Here is a 22,710-nt window from a genome sequence, read left to right as displayed (position 1 = left end):
TCTCGGGCAGCACTTCGTGGGCAGCATCTGCCCATGCCCTGCCCAGAGAGGAATGATCGGGTGCTTGAGTGGCCCGGGTTCTATCCCTGCACATGCATAGCCGTGGACGCACAGGCCTACGGCAGCAAGAACGACCGTAGGCAGTCCGAAATCCAGCATGACCTGCCGCGACTCCTCGACCGCGCCGCCAGCGGCGCCGGCCTGGACCGCGCGCAGTGGCAGATCCAGCGCAAGGGGGACGAGCAGCTCGCAGTGCGCCCCCTGGACGGCACCGAGCCGCGTCTGGTCGACGACTACGTCCGCCATCTCGTCGCCGAGCTGCGGGAGTACAACGCCCAGCGAGTGCCCGAGGCCCGGATGCGGCTGCGGGCCGTCGTCCACCAGGGACTGGTGGAGCTGGCCGAAAACGGCTTCGCCGGTTCGGCCGTGGTGGCCACGGCGCGTCTGCTGAGCGCGCGTCAGCTCTACGACGCCCTGGCCGCGCACCCCGACGCCGACCTGGCGCTGTTGCTGTCCGACGAGGTTTTCCGGTCCACGGTGGCGGGTGGTCACACGACCCTGACCACGGAGGACTTCACCCGTGTCACCGTCCAGGTGAAGGAGTACGAGGCCACGGCCTGGCTGCGCGTGCCCGCGCTCGCCGCACCGGCCGTAGCCTCACACGAGCCCGGAACCGCGGGGACGGGGAAGCCCGCGGCTCCGGCGTCGGGGGAGCCCGCGGCGGACCGGATCGGACCGGCCGCCGCGGGCGGAGCCGGCGGCGGGACGGGGATCAGCAACGAGTACCGGGCCGACAAGATCAACGTCACCAACGTCGCCGGCTCCGTGGACGCCCGGGGTGCCGTCTTCGGCTTCGGGAGCGCCGGTGGCTGACGCTTCGGACCCGGACGACGGGCCGGCCGTACCGCCCGTACCCGCCTTCGGCGAGGACGTCTCGCCGCCCGCGCCGGACGACGCGGGCGGCGGTGCGCCGCAGGCCGGGGAGGAGGACCTCGGCCCGGACCCCGGAAGGGACGCGGCCGGCGAGCGGCGCAAGGAGCCGGACGAGCGGGAAGAGGACGACCGTGGCTACGACGATCTGCGCCGCGTCCACCAGCTCGTCAACAACAACTTCTACGGTGTCGTCGACGCCTCGGGAGCGGCGTTCGGCTTCGGCCCCGCCTCGTCCCCCGGACTCGCCCCCGGCACCATCGAGCCCGCGGACACGGACCGCGCCCTGCGGTTCTACCTCCCGCCGCAACCCTGCTTCGAGGAGGCGCACGGCAAGCTGCGCGACGCCGCTCTCGTGGTCCTGACCGGCCAGGACAACTGCGGCCGGGGCGCCGGCGCCCTCGCCCTGCTCAGGAAGATCCTCGGCAAGGAGGCCAGGCTGCGCAGCCTGTCACCCGCCAACGCCCTCGCCGAGCTGGCCGCTTCACGGGACCTCAAGCCGGGGCAGGGGTACGTCATCCTCGACTACGTCGGCGAGCTGCGTCCCGAGGCCGTGCAGGCGTACGAGATCGGGCGGCTGAGCGAGGAACTCGGCCGCAAGGGGTCGTACCTGGTGATCACGGCGGGCGACACGGCCGGCCGGCGGCTGGCACTGCGGGACCACTGCGTGCCGTGGCAGGCCCCGGCCCCCGAGGAGCTGTTCGAGCACTGCAGGGACAGGCTGCCGCACGCCGCCCTTGAGCCGGACACCGAAAAGGAGCTGCTGGAGCGGGTCGGCGAACAACGGCGGCCGGCGGACGTCGTCGCCGCGGCCGTAGCCCTGTCCCGGGAGGGCGCGGAGGCGGCGCTGGACACCCTGCGGGACCGGCACCGGGAGCAGGTCCAGGAGTGGTTCCGCAAGCGGCCGGCCGCGGTCGACCTGCTCCCGCTCGCGGCCCTGGCCTTCCTGGAGGGCATTCCGGAGCGGACGTTCGAGAAGGAGTGCGCCGCGCTCGCCGCTCATGTGCGCAACTGGGAGCAGAGCGGCGAGACGCCGGTCGCGGAGCCCGACGGCTCGACCGGGGCGCCGCTGAGCGGTGCCGTGGCCGGGCAGTCCCGGGCCCGGTGGCGAGAACGGGCGGTCGGGCTCGTGACGACCGAACACCGGCTCGGCCCGGGCCGGGGCGCCGGGCGCAGTGAACGGTGCCTGGTCTTCACCTCGCCGCGGATCCGTGAACTGGTCATCGCGGAGCTGCACGACCTGTACGGCTACGAGCTCTGGTACCCGCTGCGCCAGTGGCTGGGCGAGCTGGCCCTGCTGGGCGACCTGGACACCCGGACGGAGGTGGCCCGGGGCGTCGCGCTCCTGGCCCGGTACGCGCTGGTCGAGGTCGACGAGAACCTGCTGACGGTGTGGTCCGACGGCATCACCAGCCAGCGGGTGACCGCCGCGCTGACGCTCCAGTTCATGTGCGACGTGGAGCATCTCGCCCCGCAGGCCCTCAACATCGTCCTCGGCTGGGTGGACAACCGCGGTGCCGGGCGTGCGGTGACGGCTGCCATGGCGCTGACGGGGCGCCTCGGCTCGCTCTACCGTCTGGAGGCGCTCAACTGGCTGTGGTTCCTGGCGAACCGGGGCGAGCGGGTCGCCTTCTCGGCCCGCCGCTCCCTGGTCCTGCTGCTGCAGACCGCCGAACAGGACCCCGAACGCGTCCTGTTCATCCTCCGGTACGTACGGACCGTGATCGCGAAGGCGGCGCCGGGGTCCCGGGAGCGGTCGATCGCGCTGAGGACCGCCGTCCAGCTCTTGGAAGCCCCGCGGCTGGAGGCTCCCGAGCCCGTCACCGCGGCACTGCTGCGTACCGTCCCGGACAGCGTCCGTCATCTCGGGTCACTGTGGGCGGACCTCCTGCACAGCAGCAACCGGAGCCGGGCGGTCGGCGCGCTGTGCCGGACGCTCGTGCAACTGCGGGACGACCCGTCCGTCACCGGCTCCGTACGCGAACTCGGCGAAGCCATGCGCAACGCCATGAGCCCGCGGCAGTGGGCAGCACTGTGCCACCACCTGTCCATTGCCCTGAAGCATCCCGACTACGCGATCCCCGGTGCCGGCCGGCTGGCGCAGGTGCTCCTCGGATCGCTGCGCGGCCGGACGCCGGCGGACTCCCGGCGCTCCACCGCGTCCCTCATGCCCACCGCTCCCTTCCCTTCCGCCCAAGGAGGCCGAAGCAAGTGAACTACCCGGTCATAGCCGAGCACATCCTGGCCACGGTCCAGGGCACCTGGTGGTCTCGGCGCCGCCGCCGCGAGGACGTGCCGCCACTGCCGCCCGGTGCGGTCTACGTCTTCAGGGTCGGCGGGAACTACCGCACGTTCCCCGAGGGGATGGTGTTCGACCCGTCCCACCCCGACGTGCTCGACGCCTCCTCGGTCAGCCTGGTCGACACCCGGGCGCGCCTGGTCGATGTGGAGCGCCCGCTGCCGTCGGTGAGCGAGGCGGACAACTTCACGATGCGGGCGTCCTTCACCTGCCAGGTGACCGACCCGACCGTCATCGCCCGGCAGGGCATCATCGACGTCACCGTCCCCCTGCGCGCCTACCTGATGGGCGACAGCGACCTGACGAGGGTGAGCGCCGGGCACCGCGTGGAGGAGATCAACGCGGTGCGTACCGAGGCCGGCCACCGTATGACCGCCTACAGCGCGATCGTGCCGCCGCGAGTCGCGGGCATGAGCGTCGAGTTCGTCAACGCCGAGGTGCACGCGTCGGACGACCTGCGCGACTGGGAGCAGAAGCTGCGCGACGAGCGGCGCTCCCGGGAACTCCAGCGGGGACAGCGCGACTTCGAGACCCAGGACGCACTCCGGATCGCGGAACTGCTCTCCCAGGGCTCCGACCACGTGGACGCCTTCGGCATCGCCCGGAAGGAGATCGACGTCACCGAGGCGGCGGCCCGCATCCATCGGATCACCGAGGAGGAGTCGGCCCGCCGCCACAAGGCCGAGACGGCCGAGCGGGCCCATGCGCAGGGGCTGGAGACGGCGGACGCGCAGATGCGCCGCGACATGCTGCTGACGCTGCTGCGGCAGATGGGCGGCAGCGACTACGTCGACTACCACCAGGTCCTGGAACAGGTGCTGCGGGAGACCGGCGGCCAGGCCGCGCACGGCATCGGAGCCGCTGCGGACACCGCCCGCATGGTCGAGTCGGGACAGGCACGCCCCGGCCGCACGGCGGCGGGCCGGGACGGTTCGCGCGACCCGCAGGGGGGCTTCGTCAAGGACGAGGACGATCTCCTTGACTGACTTCATGACGAACCCTGTGACGGCCTCCGGCACGGCGGACGGCCAGGGCACCGGCGAGGGGGCCGCCACTCGTACGGCGAACGGCCGGGCCACCGCCCGCACCACGGCCGGGCCCGCCGCCCGCACCACCGGTCACCGGGCCCCTGCCCGCGCCACCCGCCGCCCCTTCGACGCCGACGCCGCACGACGTCTGCGTGTCCTGACCGGCGTCGACGAGGAGCTGCTGGCCCGGGTCAGGTACGAGCGGAGCAAGTACACGGCCCTCGGCGGGGTGGTGCTCGGCACCTCCGTCATCGCGGCGTTCTCCATGTGGAACTTCGCGACCGAGGCGCTCGGCAGGGTCTCCGTCGCGGCCCTGGTCCCGACGGTCATCTGGATGCTGTTCGTCCTCAACCTCGACCGCTGGCTGGTCACACCCCAGCCGAACGCGCGGCGACGGGTCGGGCCGCTCCTCACGCGCCTGTTGATCGCCCTGCTGCTCGGCGCGGTGATCGCCGAGCCGCTGGTGCTGCGCATCTTCCAGACGGCCATCGAGGAACACGTCGCGGACGAACGCGCGGACATCATCGACCAGTTGCGCACGAACCTGGTCCGCTGCAACCCCGTACCGTCCGCGACGCGGACCGCCACCGCGAAGGGCTGCGACAGGACGTACGTCCTCTCCTTCCGCGCGACGCCCGGCGAACGGGCCGAGGAACTGGCCGCCTTGCGCTCGGATGCCGCCGCCCTGCAGAAGCGGGTGGACCGGGACACCACCCGGCTGGAGGCCATCGACTCCGAGGTACGGGACGAGTGCCGCCGGCTGATCCGCATGGCCGCCACCGGCCTGTACCAGCGGACGTCGGAGTGCCTGCGCCTGCGTGACAAGGCGCGGGACTACCGGATCACCCACCGCACCAGTGAGAACGAGAAGCGACTCGCCGGCATGAACAGCCGCATCTCGAAGATCGAGGCCGAGCTGACCCCGTCACGCGGGGCCTTCCTCAAGGCCCGGGCCGACGGCATCGAGCGGCGGCTGGACGAGGAACGCGCCCAGCAGAAGGAGGTCGGTGTCCTGGAGCGGATCCGGGCGCTTGACGAACTCGCGAGTGGGAACCCGGTGCTGTTCGTCGGCATCTGGCTGGTCCGCCTGCTGTTCGTGCTCCTCGACGTGCTCCCCGTGCTGGTGAAGTACCTGAGCGGCGAGACCGCGTACGACCGGATGCTCACCAGCGAGAGCAACAGCGCGGTCAAGATTCACAGCGAGGAGGTGCGGCTCGCCGAACGCCGGGCCATGGCGAACCTCGAGATCGCCCAGGACGCCATCGAACAGGAGGTCCGGCGCCACCGCGCCGAGTCGGAGGCGGCGTTCCGGGAACACACGGCCGCCATGAACATCCGGGTCCGGCAGGCGGTGAACGCGCTGGAGGAGGAGATCCGCCGCTCGTCGACGGTCTGACGCACCCGCCTGCACCAGGAACACAGCACCACGGCCGCCCCGCACCCCGGGGCGGCCGCCTGACACCGACGCAACGGAGGGGAAGGCATGACCACACCCGGAGGCGACGCCGACACGGACCCGGACACCGACACCGCAACCGGCCGCGGCGCGGAACTCGCCAGGGTCCTGCTGTCCGAGGTTCGCGAGGAACTCGTAAGGGCCGACAACAAGGCCGGCCTCATGCTGGCGTCCCTGGGCGCGGCCCTGACCGCCCTGCTCGGCGCGATCGGCAGCGGCATCATCACTCCGCGCTCCTACCCGGTCGTTCCGCAGCTCTTCCTCTGGGTGGGGTGCGCCGCCTGCGTACCGGCACTCGTCCTGCTGGGCCTGGCCGTGGCTCCTCGGCTCGGAAGCCCCCACCACTCCCGCACCCACTACTTCGGCGACGCGCGGCTGGCGATGTCGGTCGCACACCTGGAGTGGACGGTCCGCCGCACCGACCCCGTGTCCCGGGACCTGAGCCAACTGGCGACCCTGTCCCGGATCGCCTGGACCAAATACCGCTGCATACGGCACGCACTGGCCTGGGGCACGGCCTTCTTCGTGCTCACGCTGCTGGGCATAGTGACGGGAGCGTCGGCCTAGGGGCACCCTGTCAGAGCGTCGGTAGCGCACCTGACCTGCGTGTTTCAGCACCCTGAAGCTCACTGCGAGCGGCTGAAACCGCGTTGAAGCCGCCCTGAACCGCCTCGGCCGCAAGCTCTGCGGCATGACGACGACGAAACACGAACCCGCGATCGCAGCCACCGGGCTGCGCAAGTCCTACGGGGACAAGACCGTCCTCGACGGCATCGACATCCAGGTGCCCGCGGGCACGATCTTCTCCCTGCTCGGGCCGAACGGCGCGGGCAAGACGACGGTGGTCAACATCCTGTCCACCCTGATCCCCGCCGACGGCGGACAGGCGCGGATCGCCGGGCACGATCTGGCCACGCAGGCCCAGGCGGTACGGGCCGCCATCGGTGTCACCGGCCAGTTCTCCGCCGTGGACGGCCTGATCACCGGCGAGGAGAACATGCTCCTCATGGCCGACCTGCACCACCTCTCCCGGCGCGAGGGACGGCAGGTCACCGCCGAGCTGCTGGAGCGCTTCGACCTCGTCGAGGCCGCGAAGAAGCCCGCCTCCACCTACTCCGGCGGCATGAAGCGCCGCCTCGACATCGCCATGACCCTGGTCGGCAACCCGCGGATCATCTTCCTCGACGAGCCGACCACCGGCCTCGACCCGCGCTCCCGCCACACCATGTGGCAGATCATCCGCGAGCTGGTCTCCGGCGGCACCACCGTCTTCCTCACCACCCAGTACCTGGAGGAGGCCGACCAACTCGCCGACCGGATCGCGGTGCTCAACGGCGGCAGGCTCGTCGCCCAGGGCAGTGCCGAGGAGCTGAAGAGGCTCGTCCCCGGCGGCCACGTACGGGTGCGTTTCTCCGACCCGGTGGCGTACGAGCGGGCGGCCACCGCACTGCGCGAGGCCACGCGGGACGACGACGCGCTCGCCCTGCAGATCCCCAGCGACGGAACCCAGCGCGAGCTGCGCGCCATCCTCGACTGGCTCGACGCGGCCGGTATCGAGGCCGACGAACTGTCCGTGCACACCCCGGACCTGGACGACGTGTTCTTCGCCCTGACCGCAAGCCCCGTACCCGCCCCGTCGACCGGCAAGGAGACCGCCCGATGAGCACTGCCACCCACGCCTTCCGCGACAACCTCACCATGCTGCGGCGCACCCTCCTGCACGCCCGCCGCTACCCCTCCCTCACCCTGAACCTCCTGCTCACCCCGGTCATGCTCCTGCTGCTGTTCGTCTACGTCTTCGGCAACGCGATGAGCGCCGGCATCACCGGCGGTCACGCGGACCGTGCCGAATACATCGCCTACATCGTCCCCGGCATCCTGCTCATGACCGTGGGCATGACCTCGCTCGGCACCGCGGTGTCCGTGGCCACCGACATGACCGAGGGCATCATCGCCCGCTTCCGCACCATGGCGATCTCCCGCGCCTCCGTGCTGATCGGCCACGTGATCGGCACCGTGATCCAGACGATGCTGGCTCTGGTGCTGATCCTGGGCATCGCACTGGCCATCGGCTTCCGGCCCGACGCGACGCCGGTGGAGTGGCTCGCGGCCGCCGGGTTGATGGCTCTGGTCAGTCTCGCGCTGACCTGGATCGCGGTCGGCATCGGCCTGGTGAGCCCCAACGCCGAGGGGGCCAGCAACCTCGGGATGCCGCTGACGCTGCTGCCGCTGCTGTCCACCGCGTTCGTGCCGGCGGACGCCATGCCGGGCGGGTTCCGCTGGTTCGCCGAGTACCAGCCCTTCTCGCCCGCCATCGAGACCCTGCGCGGGCTGCTGCTCGGCAGCGAGATCGGCACGAAGAACGCGGTGCTCGCCGTCGGCTGGTGCCTGGGGCTGACGCTGCTGGGTTACCTGTGGTCCAAGGCGCAGTTCAACCGCGCGCCCCGGCGTTGACCCCGTGCGGATCACCGGCGGTCAGCTCGCGCAGCGCCGCCGCCCGCACCTCCTCCCGCCCCAGGGCGGCGTACCTCGACCTCGCGTCGGCGTACGCCGCCCCGTCGGCGTTCTCGGCCGCCTCCCGGGACCGGGCCAGCGACAGGGTGGGGAACTCGCGCACCGCCGGCATCCGCTCCGCGAGCGCCAGCAGCTGTACGGCCCCCGAGTCGCCCCGGGCCAGCCCGACGAACCCGAGTGCCAGCAACACCGTGCCGTACACCGGAAGTTCCACCGGAGCGCCGTTCCCGGACGCGCTGCCCGCCGGGGCCCCGGACAGCATCCCGAGCAGCCGCTCCCGCAGCTCCTGTGCGAGGCCCGCCACCGGCTCGAGCCGGCCGGCCTGCGCGTGCGCCGCCAGCGCGGCCGACCGCACCTGCAGCGACCACGCGTCCAGGAACGGGTCGTCGGGATACGACAGGCTGTACTCCCGCATCCCCGCGACACCCTGACGCCACAGCCCGAGTCCGACCTCGGTCAGCCCCCGGGCCAGCGCGATCTCCGCCCGGGCCGGCAGATCTTCGGTGAAGGCGGACTCCGCCGGCCGGTCCAGTCCCGCGAGCCTGAGCCAGTGCTCGGCCTCGTCGACGTCCCCACGCTGCAGACAGGCGAGCACCAGGCCCCAGTGCACCCCGATCCAGTCCGACCATTCGCCGAGCCGGCTGAACTCACCGAGCGCGTCCAGCGCGGCGCGCAGATGGTCGTACGCCTGAGCGCCCCGCCCGGTCTGCAGGCACAGCTCGCTCATCCGCCCGTGCCCGAGCAGCAGCATGGCCGGGTTGCCGAGCGGCTCCAGCGCGTCGAGCATCCGGCGGGCGTACGCCAGCGCGCGGTCCGTGTCGTGCTGCGACTCCCACACATAGCTCGCCACGCCGGAGGCGACGCCCGCCAGCAGCGGCGCGTCGGACTCGGACAGTTCCCCCAGCCGCTCGTACCCCGGCGGGTGCATGTCCGGTACGGCGCACAGCACGATCGCCAGCGCCCGCAGCACGGTGTCCGGCGGCGCGGGCGGCAGCCGGCGCAGCGTGACCAACTGCCGTACGGCGTGCGGGCCGTGGGCCATGAAAAGGCTCGCCGCGGACACGGCGGCCGCGCTGCGGGCCGCCTCCACGTCCTCGGGGTTCTCGGGCCCGGGGCGGAACCGGGACAGCGGTCCGCCGGTCTCGGCGGCGAGGGTGGCGAGCCGGTTGTAGTGGGAGCCGGTGGTCCACAGGGAGGCCAGTACGGCGGTGAGGGCGGCCGTGGCCGGCCCGTCGGCGCGGGCGAGGGCGTGGCGCAGCGCCAGGACGAGGTTGTCCTGCTCGGCCCGGGCGCGCAGCCAGGCGGGCACCGGATCGCTGCCGAACAGCACGTCGTGGTGGGCGCGGCCGAAGTCCCGTGCCCAGGCGAGGAACCGGTCGGTGACCGCCTCCTCCTCGCCGGCCTCGGCACGCTGGGCGGCGCCGAACTCCCGCAGCGTCTCCAGCATGTGGAAGCGCACCCCGGACGGGCCGTCGCCCACCCTGATCAGCGACTGGCCGGCCAGCTGCTCCAGCAGCGTCAGCGCGTCGCCGGTGTCTCCGAGCACGTACTCGGCCGCGTCCTCGGTGAAGCCGCCGGGAAACACGGACAGGGTGCGCAGAGCCGCCCGGCCCTCGGCCTCCAGCAGATTCCAGCTCCACTCGACCACGGCCCGCAGGGTGCGATGCCGCTCGGGTGCGTCACGGGCACCCCCGCGCAGCAGCGAGAACCGGTCCCGCAGCCGTCGGGAGATGTCGGCCACGGACAGCACCCGGACCCGGGCCGCGGCCAGCTCCACGGCGAGCGGCAGCCCGTCCAGGTGCCGGCAGATCTCGGCGACCGCGTCCTCGGGCAGCTCCACGCCGGGCCGGGCGGCCCGCGCCCGCTGTACGAAGAGGTCCACCGAGGTCGCCTGGGACAGCTCCGGCAGGTGGTACACGGACTCCGAGGTCAGCCCCAACGGGGCCCGGCTGGTGGCCAGCACCCGCAGTGTGCCGGCCCGCGACACCAGCGCCTGGACAACAGCGGCCGCACCCGCGATCACATGCTCGCAGTTGTCCAGCACCAACAGCACGGGCCCGGCACCCAGCGCGCCGACGATGCCGCCCACCACATCCGCACCCCCGGCGAACTGCCGCCCCTCTCCGGCCCCGACCGCCGACGCGACCTCCCCGGCCACGTCGTCGTCGGCGGTGACACCGGCCAGGGGGACGAAGTGCACCACGGGCTGCTCGGCGGCCCGGCTCACGGCATGGGAGAGCCGAGTCTTCCCCAGCCCACCGGGACCGACGACGGTGACCACCCGGGCCTCCCGCAACAGCCCGGCCACGGCGGCGAGATCGGCATCCCGCCCCAGCAGCGGATTCGGCTCGTGCGGCACCCCGTGCCGGACCGGCGGCCGGTCCGCACCCAGCAACTCCTGGTACACGGCCCGCAGTCCGCTGCCCGGCTCGGTCCCGAGCTCATCGCGCAGCCGCCGCCGATAAGCGTCGTACCGGCTCAGCGCCGCGGCCCGCCCCACCCCGACGGCCTCGCAACGCAGCAGCTCGGCCAGCACCTCCTCGTCCCGAGGCAACTCCTCGGCCAGTTCGGCCAGGGGACCCAGAGCCTCCTCACGCCGCCCCACCCGGGCAAGCGCGAGCGCCCGGCCCCGAACCAGCGAACGAAACGCCCGAACCCGCCCGGCACGCAGCGCCACCACGGGATCGTGCAACTCCTCCCCGGCCCCGCCCCCCACGTTCCCGTCCCACAACCCCAGCCCGGCCTCAGCCCGAGCCAGCGAACCCGCGTGATCCCCCGCCCGCGCACACTCTGCGCTCGCCGCCTCGTGCAGCAGCAGCGCGGAGCTGTCGACCCGGGCCTCGTCCAGCGCCAGCCGGTACCCGGTCGCCGTGCTCACGATCACCTCGGCACCCACCTGCGCCCGAAGCCGCGACACCAGGATCTGCACCGCCTTGCCGGGCCGCTCGGGCAGCTCCTCCGCCCACAGCCCCTCGACCAGCCGGCCCGTGCTGCACCCGGTCCGCAGATCCTCCGCGAGCAGCGCCAACAGCCCGCGCAGCCGTGGCGCGGTGATCTCCTTCCCGCGACAGGCGACTCGGGACAGCAGGGTCAACTCGGTGGTCACACCTGAAGATTAGCCAGCGGAACGCCGGACGCACCCTCGCCGATGCGATGACCAGCCGGTGCAGCCCGGCGCCGCGCAGGCGCCGTATCAGCCGATGTGGAGGTTGTCGAGGAAGCTCCGCACGTTGCGGCGGGTCTCGGCCACGCTGTCACCGCCGAACTTCTCCGCGACGGCATCGGCCAGGACGAGCGCGACCATCGACTCGGCGACGATGCCGGCGGCCGGTACCGCGCACACGTCCGAGCGCTGGTGGTGGGCCTGCGTCGGCTCACCCGTGCTGACGTCGACCGTCGCCAGCGCCCGCGGCACCGTAGCGATGGGCTTCATCGCGGCCCGCACCCTCAGCAGCTCGCCGGTCGTCAGGCCACCCTCGGTGCCGCCGGAGCGGCCGGAGGTACGGCGGATGCCCTCGTCGGTGGCGACGATCTCGTCGTGCGCCTCGGACCCGGGCACACGGGCCAGCTCGAAGCCGTCGCCGACCTCGACGCCCTTGATCGCCTGGATGCCCATGAGTGCGGCCGCCAGCCGGGCGTCCAGCCGCCGGTCCCAGTGCACGTGCGAGCCCAGACCGACGGGCACCCCGTAGGCGAGCACCTCGACCACGCCGCCGAGGGTGTCGCCGTCCTTGTGGGCCTGGTCGATCTCGGCGACCATCGCCTTGCTCGCGGCCGTGTCCAGGCAGCGCACCGGGTCGGCGTCGAGCTTCTCGACGTCCGACGGCTTCGGGTACACCCCGTGCGGAGCCTTGGCCGCGGCCAGCTCCACCACGTGGGAGACGATCTCGATGCCGGCCGTCTCCTTCACGTAGGAGCGGGCGACGGTGCCGAGCGCGACCCGGGCCGCGGTCTCGCGGGCGGAGGCGCGCTCCAGGATCGGCCGCGCCTCGTCGAAGCCGTACTTCTGCATCCCGGCGAGGTCGGCGTGGCCGGGGCGCGGTCGGGTCAGCGGGGCGTTGCGGGCCAGTTCGGCGAGTTCGGCCGGGTCGACCGGATCGGCCGCCATGACCTTCTCCCACTTGGGCCACTCGGTGTTGCCTACCATGATCGCGACCGGGGAGCCCAGGGTAAGACCGTGGCGCACACCGCCGAGGAAGGTGACCTCGTCGCGCTCGAACTTCATCCGCGCGCCGCGGCCGTAGCCGAGCCGGCGCCTGGCGAGCGCGTCCGCCGCCATCTCGGTGGTGATCGGCACCCCGGCGGGCAGACCCTCCAGCGTCGCCACCAGTGCGGGGCCGTGCGACTCCCCCGCGGTCAGCCAGCGCAACCTGCTCAACGTCCTTCTCCTTCAGTGAAGTCGCGGGCCCCGTGCAGCCAGGACACCTTGTCGTAGAGCTCGTCCACAGTGAGCGAAGAGAGCATCTCGTTGCGGGCCGTGGCCGCCGCTCCCGCCGGGTGGTAGAGCCGGGTGCCCAACTCGCGTGCCACGAGCTGGGTCTTCGCCGTACGGTCGCGGCGCCGGGCGTTGTACGTCTCCAGCCGCTGCGCCACGTCCCGCGCGTTGCAGTCGAGCAGTTCACCGAGTGCGGCGGCGTCCTCGAACGTCATGGACAGGCCCTGGACCGCGTACGGCAGCATCGGATGCGCGGCGTTGCCCAGCAGGGCCACCCGGCCGTCGGTCCATCCGGCGACCGGGTCCCGGTCGCACAGCATCCAGGTCTTCCACTCCTCGCCGAGCTCCAGGATGCGACGCCCGGAGTCGGTCAACTCCGGGAATCCGCTCAGCACGTGCGCCTTCTCCAGCGGCAGTCCGACGACGGCCTCGGGTGTGCCGTGGTCCCGGGTGCCGGCCACGTTCAGGAACGCGGCGCCGTCAGCCAGGTGCACGAAGTGGACGACGTGCCAGCCGGGCCCCGCCCAGACCGTCGCGCTGTTCGGGCACAGCTGCTCCGGGATGTCCGCCAGGGGGACGACCGAGTGGTAGATGGTATGGCCGGAGACCCGGGGCTCGCCGTCACCGACGAGCTGACGGCGGACGGCGGACCGGATGCCGTCGGCGCCGATCAGTGCGGCCCCGGTGAACCGCCGCCCGGTGTCGGTGACCGCGGTCACCTCGGCGGTGGTCTGCTCGTACCAGGCGACCGACTGGCCGGCCAGCAGCTCGATGGTGTCGGCCGTGCGGCAGGCGTCGAGCAGCGCCTGGTGGAGGTGGCCGCGGTGCAGCACCGCATAGGGGTTGCCGAACCGTTCCCGGTAGGCACCGGTCAGTGGCATCCCGGCGATCCGCTCACCGGTCGTGGCGTCCATGAACCGCAACTCGTCCATGAAGAAGGATCGTTCGCGCACCGCCCGGCCCACCCCGAGCCGGTCGAGCGCGTGGAACGCGTTCGGTGACAGCTGGGTGCCCACGCCCGGCTCCGTGAAGTCGTCCCGGCGCTCCAGCACGGTCACCTGGTGGCCTTGGGCCGCGATCGCCAGCGCCGCCGCCAGCCCGCCGACACCCGCACCGACGACAAGGACCCGCATCGTTGCTGCCATCTCGCCCTCCTTCCCTTCCTTCTTCTCTTCCTCTATTCCGGGAACAGCCGGTGCAGTTCGGTGTGGAACCCGGGGAAGGTCTTGCCCACGCAGGCGGGGTCGTCGAAGCCGAGTCCCGGGACACGCAGGCCGAGTACGGAGAAGGCCATGGCGATGCGGTGGTCCCGGTGGCAGGCGATCTGCGCGGGCCTGATCGTGCCCGGATACACGGTCATCCAGTCTCGGCCGGTCTCGGTCTCCACCCCGCAGGAGGCGAGGTTTCCGGCGACCGCGGCGATCCGGTCCGACTCCTTGAGCCGGGCGTGTCCGATGCCGCGGACGGTGATGGGCGCATCGGCGAGCGGGGCGATCGCGGCCAGCGTCATGAAGGTGTCCGAGATCGCACCCATGTCGACGTCGAAGCCGCCCCGCAGCCGCCCGGTGCCGGTGACCGTCACCGCGTCCTCGCCGATCTCCACCCGGGCGCCGGCGGTGCGCAGCACCTCGACGAAGGCGAGGTCTCCCTGGAGGCTGTCGCGGCCGAGGCCCGGCACGGTGACCGTGCGCCCGGTGACGGCGGCTGCCGCGAAGAAGTACGAGGCTGTGGAGGCGTCCGGTTCGATCACCAGGTCGGCGACGGTGTAGCCGCCGGTTCCGATCCCGATGACGCCCGGGGCCTCTTCGGTCACCTGGGCGCCGAAACGGCGCATCAGCGCGATGGTCATGTCGATGTACGGCCGGCTGACCAGGTCCCGTACGGTCACCGTCAGCGGGGTGCGCAGCAGCGGCGCCGCCATCAGCAGACCGCTCAGGAACTGGCTGCTCAGCCCGCCGTCCACCTGGAGCCTGCCGCCCCGCAGCCCGTCGGCGTCCACCCGCAGGGGGAGCCCTGCATCCCCCTCGGCGCGTACCGTCGCCCCGAGCTGTTCCAGCGCATCGGCCAGCGGACGCAGCGGGCGGGCCCGCAGCTGCCCGGAGCCGTCGAAGACATACGTGCCTTTGCCGGTTGCGGTGAACGGCGGCAGGAAGCGGGCCGCGGTCCCGGCGTCGGCGCACCACACGCGGCCGCCGCCCACCGGGCCTCGCCCCGCTCCGGTGACATCCCAGAACTCGTCGTGCGGGGCCGCTTCCACCCGTACCCCCAGAGCGGTCAGCGCGGCCCGGAAGGCCAGGGTGTCGTCGCTGATCAGGGGGGACCGGAGGCGGCTGGTGCCGTCCGCGGCCGCGGCCAGCAGCAGGGCCCGGTTGGTGATGCTCTTGGAGCCCGGGATACGGGCGGTGAGCGGGGCGTCCGTGGTCATATTCGCGGCGCTCACCGGGACTGCCCGCGGACGGCCCTGGCCACGCTGGCGCGCACGGCCGCCGCCACCCGCTGCGCGGTGAGGCCGTGTTGCTCGTACAGCGCGCGGAAGGGGGCGGACGCGCCGAACCGGTCGATGCCGACGGCCTCTCCGGCGTCACCGATCAGGGCGTGCCAGCCGAGGGTCGAGCCCGCCTCCACCGAGACCCTGGCGCGGACCTGCGGCGGCAGCACGCTGTCGCGGTACTGGCGGCTCTGCTCGGCGAACCACTCCAGGCACGGCAGCGAGACGACCCGGGTCGGTGTCCCGTCCTGCTCCAGAATGCGGCGGGCCTCCAGCGCGATGTGGACCTCGCTGCCGGTGGCCAGCACGATCGCCTCCGGGGCGCCGCCCGCGGCCTCGGCGAGCACATAGCCGCCGCGGGCGACCGCGTCGGGGCCCGGGTCGGGGAGGACCGGGACGTTCTGCCGGGTCAGGCAGAGTCCGGCGGGCCGGTCGGTGCGTTCCAGGATCGCCCGCCAGGCGGCGGCGGTCTCGTGGGCGTCGGCGGGGCGGACCACGTCGAGGCCGGGGATGCCGCGCAGCGACCACAGGTGCTCCACCGGCTGGTGGGTCGGTCCGTCCTCGCCCAGCCCGATCGAGTCGTGCGTCCAGACGAACGTGACGGGCAGCTTCATCATCGCGGCCAGTCTCACGGCGGGCCGCATGTAGTCGGAGAAGACCAGGAAGGTGCCGCCGTAGGGGCGGGTGCCGCCGTGCAGGGCGATGCCGTTGAGAACAGCACCCATGCCGTGCTCGCGGATGCCGAAGTGGAGCGTGCGGCCGTAGCGGTGGCCGGGGAACGCGTCGGTGGCGGACTCCTCGGGGATGAAGGACGGTTCGCCCTTCATCGTGGTGTTGTTGCTCTCTGCGAGGTCCGCGGAGCCGCCCCACAGTTCGGGCAGTACGCCGGCCAGCGCGGACAGCACCTCGCCCGACGCCTTGCGGGTGGCCATCTCGCTGCCCACCAGGTAGTCGGGCACCGCGTCCGCCCAGCCGTCGGGCAGCTGCCGTGCGTCGATCCGATCGAACAGCGCGGCCCGCTCGGGCAGTTCGGTGCGCCAGTCCTCGTACCGCTTGTCCCACTCCTGGCGGGCCGCCCGGCCGCGCTCGGCGACACGGCGGGCATGCGCCAGCACCTCGTCGGGCACCTGGAAGGAGGCAGCCGGGTCGAGCCCCATCGCCGCCTTGGCGGCCGCTGCCTCGGCGGCGCCCAGCGCCGAGCCGTGGATCTTGCCGGTGTTCTGCTTGGTGGGGGAGGGCCAGCCGATGACGGTGCGCAGCGCCACGATCGACGGGCGGCCGGTCTCCTCGCGCGCGGCGGTCAGCGCGGCGTACAGCGCCGGCACGTCCTCCTGGTACTCGCCGGTCTCGGTCCAGTCCACCCGCTGGACGTGCCAGCCGTACGCCGCGTACCGGGCGAGGACGTCCTCGGAGACTGCGATGGCGGTGTCGTCCTCGATGGAGATCCGGTTGTCGTCGTAGAGCACGACGAGATTGCCCAGCTGCTGGTGCCCGGCGAGCGAGCTGACCTCGTGGCTGATGCCCTCCTCCAGGTCGCCGTCGGACGCGAACACCCAGACGGTGTGGTCGAAGACGGAGGCGCCGGGGGCCGCGTCGGGGTCGAAGAGCCCGCGCTCGCGGCGCGCCCCCATCGCCATGCCGACGGCGTTGCCGAGCCCCTGTCCGAGCGGTCCGGTGGTGGTCTCCACACCCGGGGTGTGCCCGTATTCGGGGTGGGCCGGGGTGAGCGAGCCTTCGGTGCGCAGTGCCTTGAGGTCGTCGAGTTCGAGGCCGTAACCGGAGAGGTAGAGCTGGGTGTAGAGGGTCAGGCTCGAGTGGCCGCAGGACAGCACGAAGCGGTCGCGTCCGGCCCAGCGGGGGTCCGCCGGGTCGTGCCGCAGCAGATGCTGGAAGAGCAGATACGCCGCCGGGGCCAGGCTCATGGCCGTGCCGGGGTGGCCGTGGCCGGCCCGCTCCACCGCGTCGACCGCGAGGGCGCGTGCCACGTTCACGGACCGCCGGTCGAGTTCGGTCCACTCGAAGGGAGGGGTGCTGGTGCTCGACTGGGTGTTCACCGGATGGTCAGTGCTCCTTCGGACGAGAGATTCCGGGCGAAAGACAGGGGGGCGGTCAGGGGGGCGGCCCGCACCCGGGTCACGCCAGCGCCCCGAGTGCACCGGCGAGGCGTTCCGCGGTCCCGTCCGCCGAGTCCGCGTCGGCGGTCACGGTCAGCCGGGCGAGCCGCCGGTAGACGGGGCCGCGCACCCGGAACACCTCCCCGAGCCTGCTCTCCGGGTCCCCGGCCAGCAGCGGCCTGCCGTCGGCGCTGCCGATCCTGGTCAGCGCCGTCGCCAGTGCCACCTGGAGATGGACGACCCGGTGGCCGGCCAGGAGCCGCTGGGTCGTGGGGTCCATGACGGCTCCCCCGCCGAGGGCGAGCACCCCGTCGTGCTCGTCGAGCGCGGCGCGTACCGCCTCCCGCTCCAGCTTCCGGAAGTGCGCCTCTCCGTGGCGCAGTACGAGGTCCGGCACGGGCATTTGGCAGGACTCCGCGATGTCGTGGTCGGTGTCCCGGAAGCCCACCCCCAGGCGTTCGGCGAGCAGCATGCCGACGGTGGTCTTGCCCGAGCCGGGCACTCCGATCAGGACAGCTGCCGCTCGCACGAGCGCACCACCCCGGTCAGCAGGTCGCCGAGGATCCGTACACCGTCCTCGGTGAGCACCGACTCGGCGTGGAACTGTATCGATGCGAAGCCGCGGCCGCGCAGCCCGTGCACCTCGCCCGTCTCCGTGTCCCGGCTGACCTCGATGACACCGAGCTCCGGGTGCGTGGACTTGTCCTCGTCGCTGCGGGCGGCGAAGGTGTTGTAGAAGCCGACCCGCCGGCGCTCGCCGAACAGGTCGATCTCCTTCGCCACACCCTGGTTGGGCACGTTCCGGCGGGCCAGTTCGAGGCCGAGCAGGGTCGAGAGGACCTGGTGGCTGAGGCAGACGGCGATGAACGGGCGTTGCTCGTCGAGGAGTTGGGAGACCGCCGCCCGCAGATGGGCGATCTTGGCGTCGCCGATGTCACGCGGGTCGCCGGGGCCCGGGCCCATGACGACCAGGTCGTAGCGGTCGAAGTCGTACGCCTCGTCGAACCGTCGTACCGTCACCTCCAGCCCCATGGCCGAAAGTTGCTGGCCGATCATCGAGGTGAAGGTGTCCTCGGCATCGACGATCAGGATGCTGCGCCCGATGAGCTCGGCCACCGGGTAGGACCGCTCCCCGGTCTCCCGCAGCCAGAAGCCGGCGATGCTGTCGTTGCGCCGCTCCAGCGCCTCGCGGACCTGGGCGTGTCCGGCGAACCGGCCGGATCCGCCCGCCCCGAGCGCAGCCAGCAGCCCGGCCGCCTTCGCCCGGGTCTCGGCGACCTCGCTCATCGGGTCGGAGTGGCGGACCAGGGTCGCGCCGACGCCGATGCGCACCTGGCCGTCGGCGCTGATGTCGGTGGTGCGGATGAGGATGGCGGAGTCCATGGTGCGGCCGCCGCTCTCGTCCCGGCCGATGAGGGCCATGACGCCGCTGTAGTAGCCGCGCCCCTCCGGCTCGTATCGGTTGATCACCTTGCAGGCGCTCTCCAGCGGGCTGCCCGTGACGGTGGGCGCGAACATCGTCTCGCGCAGGATGTCCCGTACATCGTGGGACGTCTGCCCCTCGATGAAGTACTCGGTGTGCGCGAGACGCGCCATCTCCTTGAGGTACGGGCCGACGACCCGCCCGCCGCGCTCGCAGATCCGGGCCATCATCTTGAGCTCTTCGTCCACGACCATGTAGAGCTCGTCGGCCTCCTTGCGGTCGGCCAGGAAGGCCATCACACCGGGCAGGTCGGGGCCGGCGGCCGGGTACCGGTAGGTGCCGCTGATCGGGTTCATCACGGCGGTGCCGCCGTGCAGGCTGACATGCCGCTCGGGGCTGGCGCCGACGAAGGTGCGCTCGCCGGTGTGGACGAGGAAGGTCCAGTACGCGCCCGACTCCCGCTCCAGCAGCCGGCGGAAGAACGACAGGGCGCTGCGCGGCGTGTAGTCGGTGATGTCCGCGACGAACGAGCGTTTGATGACGAAGTTCGCGCCCTCGCCATTGCCGATCTCACGGTCGATGACGTCCCGCACGATGGCGGCGTAACGGTCGTCGTCCACGTCGAAGTGGCCGCCGGACAGGGTGATCTGCTCGTCCGGCAGCCGTCGCAGCGCCTCCGCGAGCGGCAGCGTGCCCTGCTCGGCGACGGACATGGTGATCAGCGGTTCGCCGTCGTCGGCGCTGACGAAGCCACGCTCGGAGATCTGGCGGTACGGGATGACGGCGAGGACTTCGTGGCGGGCGCCGGTGCCGTCGGCGGGGGCATCGACCGGGACGTCGGGGAGAGCCATCCCGGCGAGCGTGTCCACGGCGGAGACCTCGCCGATCAGGACGTCGAGCACGTCCTGGCCGGTCGTCTCGGGGCGGTACAGCAGTGCGTACGCCGATGAAGGCGATGCGAGTACCCGGTCCAGCAGGTCCTGCGCCACGGGGTCTCCCTTCGGGGTCATCGGCCGGTTCCGTCGGCCGCGGTGAGCTCGGTGAGCACCGACTTGGTGGTGGTGACCACCGCGCAGCGCTCCGCCGCGTAGTCGAGGGCAAGCCGGTGGTACTGCTCCGAGAAGTCGGCGACGGCGTCGGCGACCAGGAACGGCTGGATGTCGTTGGTGAAGGCCTCGACCGCCGACATCAGCACCCCGACATGGGCGTACACACCGCAGACGATCAGCTGGTCGCGGCCGTGGAAGCGCATCCGCTCCAGCAGGTCCGACTTGAAGAAGGCGCTGTAGCGCCACTTGGTGAACATCCAGTCGGCCGGGGCGGGGGCGAGCTCGTCGACCACCGTGCGGTCCTCGGGGGACACCTTCATACCCGGGCCCCAGAAGTCCTTGAGAAGGCCGCGCTCCCGGTCGGTCATGCCGCCGGGCTGCGCGGTGTACGCCACCGGGATGCCGAGCTCGGCGCACTGCTCGCGCAGCAGCGCGGCGTTGCGCACCAGCTCGCCGCCGGGGGAGCGGTCCGCCGGGAACGGCCGCAGGAAGTAGCGCTGCATGTCGTGGACGAGCAGCACCGCCCGGGCGGGGTCGACCGTCCAGTCCGCGGTGTTGGCGGGAAGATCGCCCTCGGACGGCATCGGATACGGGTCGATGGGCGGAATTCCCCCCATGGCTGTCCTTTCGCTGTAAGGCGGGTGAGGTGAGGGAGCGGTCAGCCGAGCCAGGCCGAGGCCACCGATATGGCCTGCCGCGGGTTCAGGCGCGGGTCGCAGAAGCTCGTGTACTTGTCTCCGACCTCATGCATCCGGTCGTGGTCGGTGACGCACTCGGTGACGTCGTCGGGTGTGGTCTCCAGATGGATGCCGCCGGCGACGCCGCCCGCCGCGGTGACCGCACGGTGGAACTCCACGACCTCCCGTACAACCGTCCTCACCAGCCGTGTCTTGAGCCCCTCGGGGCCGGTGACGGTGTTGCCGTGCATCGGGTCGGTCAGCCAGATCACCGGGTGTCCGGCGGCGCGCACCGCGGTCACCAGTGCAGGGAGCCGCTCGCCCACGGTGTCCGCCCCCATCCGGGCGATCAGGGTGAGGCGTCCGGGCGTACGCTCCGGGTCGAGCTTCTCGCAGAGCGCGAGCACCGCGTCGACCGTCATGCCCGGACCGACCTTGCAGGCCACCGGGTTGGCCACGGCGGCGAGCAGCGCCACGTGCGCGCCGTTCACCTGGCGGGTCCGCTCGCCGATCCACGGCCAGTGGGTGGAGGTGAGCAGCAGCCGGCCGTCCGGCTGGGTGCGCAGCATCGGCAGTTCGTAGTCGAGCAGCAGCGCCTCGTGGCTGGTCCACACCGGGGTCTCGGGCCGGGTGCGCCGGCCCTCGTCGCCCCAGCCGAGGAACTGAAGGACGCTGCGGGAGGACTGATACCCGGTCAGCATCCGGGTGGGGTCGGGCCTGCGCAGCTCGGGGTCGGGCTCGGGAGCATTGACCATATGGCCCCGGTAGACCGGGAGTTCCACGCCGCCGACCGTCTCGGTGGGACTGGAGCGCGGCTTGCCGTACTGGCCTGCCATCCGGCCGACCCTCAGGACGGGCTTGTGCGAGGTCATCTTCATGATGCCCGCCAGCACCTCCAGCAGCCCCGCCTTGCGGGCGACATCGCCCTGATGGCACTCGGCCCAGTCCTCGGCACAGTCGCCGGACTGGATGATCTGGACCCGGCCGGCGGCCGCCTCGGCGAGACGCGCGCGCAGCGCGTCGGTGTCGGCGGCGTCGACAAGCGGGGGCGCAGAAGCGAGTTCTTCCCTTACTCGTGCGAGTTCCGCGTGATCCTCCCAGGACGGCTGCTGAACCGCGGGCAACGAGCGGAGGAATTCGTGGACATTGTTCACCTGATACCTCCCAGGGTGAAGTGATGCCGCCCCGTCCGAGTACGGACAGGCAGCGGCTGCGCACCGACTCTTACGGACCCCGGGAAGGGACAAGAAGCCGCACGGGCGGACTCCGTCAAATGCCGGTGGATTCTTGTCCCGACTTGACGGAGTCCCCCTTCCGGCGTTGCGCAAGGCGCACGGCTGGCCGAGAGTCCAGCAGTGCCGCTCCCGAGCGGCACTGCGGATCAGTCCCCCAGATGTGTGGAGGTCAGTGATGTCCGAGGCTGCGCGCCCGCAGGCGTTCCAGGACGATGTGGAGCTCCGGCGGAACAACCGGGCGATCGTCGAGCAGTACATGAACACGCGTGGTGAGGACCGCCTCAAGCGCCATCTGCTGTTCACCGAGGACGGCAGCGGCGGTCTGTGGACCACGGACACCGGTGAGCCGATCGTCATCCGCGGCCGGGACACGCTCGGGGAGCACGCGGTGTGGTCGCTGAAGTGCTTCCCGGACTGGGTCTGGACCAACATCGAGATCTACGAGACGCAGGACCCGAACCGCTTCTGGGTGGAGTGCGACGGCGAGGGGAAGATTCTCTTCCCCGGCTATCCCGAGGGCTACTACAAGAACCACTTCATCCATTCCTTCGAGTTCGAGAACGGGAAGATCAAGCAGGAGCGGGAGTTCATGAACCCCAATCAGCAGCTGCGCGCGCTGGGAATTCCCGTACCCGCGGTGAAGCGCGAGGGCATTCCCACCTGATCTGCCGGACAACTCACAGGAAAAAACACGGCATATGAAGGTCGACATCGCCTGGTGGGATCTGGGCGACTCGCCGCAGACCATCGAATCGCTGCGTGAGCATCTGCGGGACGGCGGCGTGGACCCCTGGGCGGACGTGCCCGGGCTGCGTCTGAAGTTCTGGATGGCCGATCGGGACAACAACCGTTGGGGCGCGGTCATGTTGTGGGAGACCGACCGCCCCGCCGACCGGCCGCTGCCGCCCAATCGCGCGGCGGAGCTGATCGGGTATCCGCCCACCCACCGGACGCGGTTCGACATCGAAGCCACCGTCGAGGGCATTCACTCCCTTCCGGCCCTCGGCGGTCTCGGCCCGGCACTCGCGCCGTAGCGACGCGCAGCGGAGATCCGCAGCAACG

Annotated in this window: 18 protein-coding genes; 9 read left to right on the top strand and 9 right to left on the bottom strand. The window is 72.0% G+C overall.

The genetic code is table 11. The features are described 5' to 3' along the window. Positions 1-102: 102 nt before the first annotated feature. The 7 genes from ACZ5DS_RS25675 (at position 103) to ACZ5DS_RS25645 (ending at position 8,167) form a co-directional block, all read left to right on the top strand. Positions 103-873: a hypothetical protein gene (locus ACZ5DS_RS25675; protein WP_468242640.1), complete on the top strand. Its 771-nt coding sequence runs from the start codon at positions 103-105 to the stop codon at positions 871-873. Further along, positions 866-3,145 carry a hypothetical protein gene (locus ACZ5DS_RS25670; protein ID WP_468242637.1) on the top strand — a complete coding sequence of 760 codons (2,280 nt, stop codon included), beginning with the start codon at positions 866-868 and terminating at the stop codon, positions 3,143-3,145. The genes ACZ5DS_RS25675 and ACZ5DS_RS25670 overlap by 8 nt, the downstream gene beginning before the upstream one ends. Then, a complete protein-coding gene (locus ACZ5DS_RS25665; protein WP_468242635.1) occupies positions 3,142-4,215 on the top strand; it encodes a hypothetical protein in 1,074 nt (357 codons plus the stop codon). The genes ACZ5DS_RS25670 and ACZ5DS_RS25665 overlap by 4 nt, the downstream gene beginning before the upstream one ends. A 4-nt stretch (positions 4,216-4,219) precedes the next feature. After that, positions 4,220-5,653, top strand: a complete 1,434-nt coding sequence (locus ACZ5DS_RS25660) for a DUF4407 domain-containing protein (protein WP_468242633.1) — start codon at positions 4,220-4,222, stop codon at positions 5,651-5,653. 87 nt (positions 5,654-5,740) lie between these two features. Then, positions 5,741-6,280, top strand: a complete 540-nt coding sequence (locus tag ACZ5DS_RS25655) for a Pycsar system effector family protein (RefSeq protein WP_468242630.1) — start codon at positions 5,741-5,743, stop codon at positions 6,278-6,280. Positions 6,281-6,404: 124 nt separating this feature from the next. Then, complete coding sequence (locus ACZ5DS_RS25650; protein WP_468242628.1) at positions 6,405-7,376, top strand: ATP-binding cassette domain-containing protein; 972 nt, start codon at positions 6,405-6,407, stop codon at positions 7,374-7,376. After that, the gene (locus tag ACZ5DS_RS25645) at positions 7,373-8,167 is read left to right on the top strand and encodes an ABC transporter permease (RefSeq protein ID WP_468242625.1); all 795 of its coding nucleotides are present in this window, start codon (positions 7,373-7,375) and stop codon (positions 8,165-8,167) included. Before ACZ5DS_RS25650 ends, ACZ5DS_RS25645 begins: the two co-directional genes overlap by 4 nt. On the opposite strand, the gene ACZ5DS_RS25640 is transcribed toward ACZ5DS_RS25645, so the two are convergent. The 9 genes from ACZ5DS_RS25640 to ACZ5DS_RS25600 form a co-directional block, all read right to left on the bottom strand. Further along, positions 8,145-11,333, bottom strand: coding sequence for an ATP-binding protein (locus tag ACZ5DS_RS25640; RefSeq protein WP_468242623.1), 3,189 nt, complete (start codon positions 11,331-11,333; stop codon positions 8,145-8,147). The genes ACZ5DS_RS25645 and ACZ5DS_RS25640 overlap by 23 nt on opposite strands. Positions 11,334-11,420: 87 nt before the next feature. Then, complete coding sequence (gene aroC / locus ACZ5DS_RS25635; RefSeq protein ID WP_468242620.1) at positions 11,421-12,605, bottom strand: chorismate synthase; 1,185 nt, start codon at positions 12,603-12,605, stop codon at positions 11,421-11,423. After that, positions 12,602-13,900: an FAD-dependent oxidoreductase gene (locus tag ACZ5DS_RS25630; protein WP_468243002.1), complete on the bottom strand. Its 1,299-nt coding sequence runs from the start codon at positions 13,898-13,900 to the stop codon at positions 12,602-12,604. Before ACZ5DS_RS25630 ends, aroC begins: the two co-directional genes overlap by 4 nt. Further along, the gene (gene aroA / locus ACZ5DS_RS25625; protein ID WP_468242618.1) at positions 13,840-15,087 is read right to left on the bottom strand and encodes a 3-phosphoshikimate 1-carboxyvinyltransferase; all 1,248 of its coding nucleotides are present in this window, start codon (positions 15,085-15,087) and stop codon (positions 13,840-13,842) included. The genes ACZ5DS_RS25630 and aroA overlap by 61 nt, the downstream gene beginning before the upstream one ends. 11 nt (positions 15,088-15,098) lie before the next feature. Beyond that, positions 15,099-17,204, bottom strand: coding sequence for a transketolase (tkt, locus tag ACZ5DS_RS25620; protein WP_468242615.1), 2,106 nt, complete (start codon positions 17,202-17,204; stop codon positions 15,099-15,101). Between the two features lie 79 nt (positions 17,205-17,283). Next, positions 17,284-17,793, bottom strand: a complete 510-nt coding sequence (locus tag ACZ5DS_RS25615; protein WP_468242613.1) for a shikimate kinase — start codon at positions 17,791-17,793, stop codon at positions 17,284-17,286. Continuing rightward, positions 17,772-19,697: an anthranilate synthase family protein gene (locus ACZ5DS_RS25610; RefSeq protein WP_468242610.1), complete on the bottom strand. Its 1,926-nt coding sequence runs from the start codon at positions 19,695-19,697 to the stop codon at positions 17,772-17,774. The genes ACZ5DS_RS25615 and ACZ5DS_RS25610 overlap by 22 nt, the downstream gene beginning before the upstream one ends. Then, a complete protein-coding gene (locus ACZ5DS_RS25605) occupies positions 19,694-20,353 on the bottom strand; it encodes an isochorismatase family protein (RefSeq protein ID WP_468242608.1) in 660 nt (219 codons plus the stop codon). Before ACZ5DS_RS25605 ends, ACZ5DS_RS25610 begins: the two co-directional genes overlap by 4 nt. 41 nt (positions 20,354-20,394) lie before the next feature. Further along, positions 20,395-21,567, bottom strand: a complete 1,173-nt coding sequence (locus ACZ5DS_RS25600; protein WP_468242606.1) for a 3-deoxy-7-phosphoheptulonate synthase — start codon at positions 21,565-21,567, stop codon at positions 20,395-20,397. Between the two features lie 256 nt (positions 21,568-21,823). On the opposite strand from ACZ5DS_RS25600, the gene ACZ5DS_RS25595 reads away from it, so the two are divergent. Together ACZ5DS_RS25595 and ACZ5DS_RS25590 are read left to right on the top strand one after the other, a co-directional pair. Next, positions 21,824-22,312: a PhzA/PhzB family protein gene (locus ACZ5DS_RS25595; protein ID WP_468242603.1), complete on the top strand. Its 489-nt coding sequence runs from the start codon at positions 21,824-21,826 to the stop codon at positions 22,310-22,312. A 34-nt stretch (positions 22,313-22,346) separates the two neighbouring features. Then, positions 22,347-22,682: a hypothetical protein gene (locus tag ACZ5DS_RS25590; RefSeq protein WP_468242601.1), complete on the top strand. Its 336-nt coding sequence runs from the start codon at positions 22,347-22,349 to the stop codon at positions 22,680-22,682. The last annotated feature ends 28 nt before the right edge of the window (positions 22,683-22,710 follow it).

The organism is Streptomyces sp. NPDC031100, assembly GCF_055570785.1.
The sequence above is the reverse complement of the archived record's forward strand: the minus strand, read 5'-3'. Positions and strand labels throughout refer to the sequence as shown.

Excerpts from the sequence above, each read along its gene's own strand:
- ACZ5DS_RS25660 (WP_468242633.1), top strand. The coding sequence starts at position 4,220 with ATGACGAACCCTGTGACGGCCTCCGGCACGGCGGACGGCCAGGGCACC.
- ACZ5DS_RS25655 (WP_468242630.1), top strand. The coding sequence starts at position 5,741 with ATGACCACACCCGGAGGCGACGCCGACACGGACCCGGACACCGACACC.
- ACZ5DS_RS25650 (WP_468242628.1), top strand. The coding sequence starts at position 6,405 with ATGACGACGACGAAACACGAACCCGCGATCGCAGCCACCGGGCTGCGC.
- ACZ5DS_RS25645 (WP_468242625.1), top strand. The coding sequence starts at position 7,373 with ATGAGCACTGCCACCCACGCCTTCCGCGACAACCTCACCATGCTGCGG.
- aroA (WP_468242618.1), bottom strand. The coding sequence starts at position 15,087 with ATGACCACGGACGCCCCGCTCACCGCCCGTATCCCGGGCTCCAAGAGC.
- ACZ5DS_RS25610 (WP_468242610.1), bottom strand. The coding sequence starts at position 19,697 with ATGACCCCGAAGGGAGACCCCGTGGCGCAGGACCTGCTGGACCGGGTA.
- ACZ5DS_RS25605 (WP_468242608.1), bottom strand. The coding sequence starts at position 20,353 with ATGGGGGGAATTCCGCCCATCGACCCGTATCCGATGCCGTCCGAGGGC.
- ACZ5DS_RS25595 (WP_468242603.1), top strand. The coding sequence starts at position 21,824 with ATGTCCGAGGCTGCGCGCCCGCAGGCGTTCCAGGACGATGTGGAGCTC.
- ACZ5DS_RS25590 (WP_468242601.1), top strand. The coding sequence starts at position 22,347 with ATGAAGGTCGACATCGCCTGGTGGGATCTGGGCGACTCGCCGCAGACC.